The organism is Pelagimonas phthalicica (assembly GCF_004364805.1).
Lineage (GTDB): Bacteria > Pseudomonadota > Alphaproteobacteria > Rhodobacterales > Rhodobacteraceae > Pelagimonas > Pelagimonas phthalicica.
The window spans coordinates 1-3,642 of the sequence record NZ_SOAP01000015.1 but is presented as its reverse complement, the minus strand read 5'-3'; the positions used below and the strand labels follow the sequence as shown (position 1 = coordinate 3,642).

The following is a 3,642-nucleotide window of genomic DNA, read 5'->3' as shown; positions in this document are numbered from 1 at the left end:
CGAAAAGCATAGGCGCGATGGCAGTGGAATCTCATAATTAAGGGCAAAAAATATCCCCGAACGCGTCGTGTCTCAGATTTAAGGGCAACGCGACAAGCACGCAAGCGACCGAAAGTCGTTGCGGTCGCGCTCGCCAACAAGACTGCCCGGATCGCTTGGGCGCTCCTGCGCCGCAACGAGATCTACGCGGCCCCTGTCTCCTGAGCGCGGAACCGCTGACGGAATGCGTGAAGCTGAGAAGAGATGACAAACCGGTCGAACCGGGGATCGGGACACCCCAGGGGGTCAAGGCGCAGAAAGCGCGCAATTTTGATTGGGACCCGATCCGCGGACTTCATCTGGGCCAGCGGCTAGACCGCACCACAAAGGCCGTAGACATGACTGCTTTCGGCATAGGCGCGTCAATTCCCAGCTTGCGCAGCAGGGGTCGTCCAGACATGGGAACACTTGCCCTCGCCAGAGATGCCCACTGCGCGTTGGCGACGGTCCACCAATGACTTGCGCCACCGGACCTGTGGGGGAACCGGCGCAGCGCCAGTTCCCCATCGGCTCATTCTGCCGGAACCCAGGGCCGGTTATAGGCTGCCACGCGCCAATCACCGTGTTCGATGAACCGGGGGGCGCTCCCGGTTTCCAGCGCCTCGGCTGCGGCGTTCAGCGCCTCGGGCGATGTCTCGGGCCAGGCGCCCGTTTCGATCCGTTCGACCAGGGTCTCGACGATGGCCGTGCTTTCGGCAGCCGTGAACTCGCAATGGCCCGTGCCCTGGACCAGCGACTGCCGATACAGATCGCCGGTACCCTGCTCCTGCACCAGCGCGCCGTAGCCTTCCATCAGCGTGTAGGGAATGGCCCAGTCGCCCAGCATGTGGATGCGGATCGCCGGAACCTGCAGATCGCCGGTCGTCGTGCGCCCGTCTGCGGCCCAGAAATCGCGCGCATAATCCGAGGCCGCGATGCGGGGGGCGGCGTCGATCCTGGCAATGTCGGCCTGAAGGTCCAAACCGGCCTGTTCGTAGAGCGCCTCAACCGTCCGCGCCATCGCGGGTGCGGCATTCTGGTAGAAGGCGGCATAGTCGACCCCCTCGTTCCCGGAAAGTTGCTGCCCCGATGCGGCGTTTTCGAACAGAAGCCGCGAGGACCCGCCAACATTACCGCCGATGCGCAGCGCCGAGGCCACGATCATGTCGGCCATGGCGCCGGCATCCGCGGTGTCGGGTAGTTCGGTCCCCTCGACCATCCACGGCGACCACTGTCCGATGGCGAAGGCAAGCGCCAGCCGCGCGCGGCCCTCCGGGCTTTCGCCCGCCGTTTCGATGGCGGCCATCCAGGACGCACGGATCGCGTCAAGGCTGCGCTCGCCACCCGCTCCGGCATTGGGCAGGCCGACGATGGCGAGATCGCTGGCCGGACCGTGCCCAGCGGCCTCATAGCTTTCGCCCAGCAGGGTCTGCATGGCGAACCAGCCATCCAGGAAACTGCTCATGATCCAGACCGGCGTATGGGCGGCAAGCACGGCGGCACCGTCGATCCTGTCCGGGTAATCCTCGGCCGAAGCGAGGCTGTCGAGCCCTCCGCCAGAACAGCCGTATTGCAGCACCATGTCAGGAGCGCGCTCCAGGTCCGTGAAAATGTCCTGAACAGCTTGTAGATTCAGGATTTCACGCTGCGGATCGTATTGCCACAGGCGCAGCGGGTGCCGGGCGAGCCCGGCGAAGGCATAGCCACGACCGAGCAGGTCGTCATACCGCTGGACCGCTGACGCGACCGAAACGTTGCTGGCGAAATCCAGATCCCTGAGTAGTCGACCATTCCAGTTCTCGGGCACGCGGATCAGCCATGCCGTCCCGTCCGGCAGGGTTCCCGCATGTTCGTTGAAGGCGGGCTGCTCCTGCGCCGACGCGAGCGGGGCGAAGCCCGCGGTCAGAGCGAGGCAAAGCACCACCATTCCGGTCCGCGAACGCGGGCCGGCCAAATTGGCTGTCCGTGACATGAATTTCCTCCAGTTTGATGCAGCGATGAAATCCGGCTCCTCTTCCGGGGAACCATCGCCGGGAAAAACATAGATAGCTAATTATTAGTGTCAAGGGCTCTGATGCACAAATCGGCTTAAGGCCGAGGTTCCCCTTTCCCCGGACGGACTTATCCCACAGCTTCCGTGACGGGTATTCCGAGCGCGGTGTAGCCGTTCAGGACGGCGATGCGGACCTGGAGTTCGGCGACCTGTCGATCGAAGTCCCGTGCCATGAGCCGCTGGCCCAGCAACTTGATACAATGCATCTTTGTCTCGACGCGGCTTCGGCGGTGGTATCCACTCCATCGTCGCCAGAGCGCGCGGCCCAGGTATTTCGCCGCGCGCAGGGCCTCATTTCGCGCCACGGCTCCGGCGGTGATCGTCTTCCAGGGCTTCGCGTTCTTGCGGGGCGGGATGACGGCATGGGCACCGCGATCTGCAATCGCATCGTGGCATTTGCGCGTGTCGTAGGCGCCATCAGCCGTAACGCTACCGATTTCCTGGTCCTGCGGGATTTGGTCGAGAAGGTGGGTAGGATGGGCGCATCACCGATGTGGCTCCCGGTGACTTCGACGGCCCGGATCTCCAACGTTTCTTCATCGATCCCAAGGTGGAGCTTGCGCCAGACGCGCCGTTTCGGGCCGCCATGCTTGCGTGCGTGCCACTCGCCTTCACCTTCGACCTTGATCCCGGTGCTGTCGATCAGCAGGTGCAACGGCCCCTTGGAGCCGCGGTAGGGGATGTTCACGGCCAAGGTCTTCTGGCGGCGAGATAGCGTGCTGAAGTCGGGCACCGTCCAGTTCAGGCCGACCAGCCGTAGCAGGCTCTCGACGAACCCGGTCGTCTGCCGGAGCGCCATGCCGAACAGCACTTTCATCGAGAGGCACGTCTGGATAGCGGCATCGCTGTAGGTCTGCTGGCGGCCACGCCTGCCTGTCGGCGCGGCATCCCAGCTCATCTCGGGGTCAAACCAGATCGTCAGCGAGCCCCGGCGCTTGACTGCTTCATTGTAGGCTGGCCAGTTCCTGGTCTTGTAGGTCGGGGGTATGGGTCTGCTCATGCAGCCTGACTAACAGACTGGATTCGCAAGGTGAAACCTTCACAGCATTTGCGCAACATGTATAACCGCCCCTTGCGCAAGAGGGTTTCTGGATCAGTTTCGCGCGGTGTCGGGTGCTGACATGTATCCGGCCTCTGTTGCGGCCATCATCACGCCGCGGGCCCGTATGGTGTTCGCAGGTCGGGTCCAGATCAAAGCCGCGTGCTCGATGGCACTCTGTTGCGCTCTGGTTCTCCCGATCCCGTCTCACGACCGTGCGCCAAACGTCTCCTTGCCCTCTTCCGCTCCGACGTCCTCGCGACCAGTGACGGCTTACGCCGCAGCGGTCGGAGACTGGTAGGCGCCGCCTCGGGCCATCAGCGCCCAGACGATCCGCGCCATTTTGTTCGCCAGCGCGACCCGCACCAGCATCGGCGGCTTGCGCGTCAGCATCTCGCCAAGCCATGTGCCCGGCCGGGCAGCGGCATGAACATGCCTGTCGCGTAGCCCTTAATTGTGAGATGAGAAATCCAACGAAATCAACGGCCTTGCTTTGCCCTTAAATATGATATTTTGCCTTTAAATCCGATAT

The 3,642-nt window shown here is 63.3% G+C and carries 1 protein-coding gene and 3 pseudogenes; 1 reads left to right on the top strand and 3 read right to left on the bottom strand.

Annotated elements, in window-relative coordinates; translation table 11 throughout:
* Positions 1-99: 99 nt before the first annotated feature.
* Positions 100-204: pseudogene (locus CLV87_RS24250) on the top strand (IS110 family transposase); the annotation flags it as partial.
* 346 nt (positions 205-550) lie between these two features.
* On the opposite strand, the gene CLV87_RS23685 reads toward CLV87_RS24250, so the two are convergent.
* From CLV87_RS23685 to CLV87_RS23675, 3 genes and pseudogenes are all read right to left on the bottom strand, one after another.
* On the bottom strand, positions 551-1,990 hold the full coding sequence (locus CLV87_RS23685) for a hypothetical protein (RefSeq protein ID WP_024099412.1): 1,440 nt from the start codon (positions 1,988-1,990) through the stop codon (positions 551-553).
* Positions 1,991-2,139: 149 nt separating this feature from the next.
* Positions 2,140-3,071 (bottom strand): annotated as a pseudogene (locus CLV87_RS23680) (IS5 family transposase).
* A 312-nt stretch (positions 3,072-3,383) separates the two neighbouring features.
* Positions 3,384-3,548: pseudogene (locus CLV87_RS23675) on the bottom strand (IS110 family transposase); the annotation flags it as partial.
* Positions 3,549-3,642 lie beyond the last annotated feature (94 nt).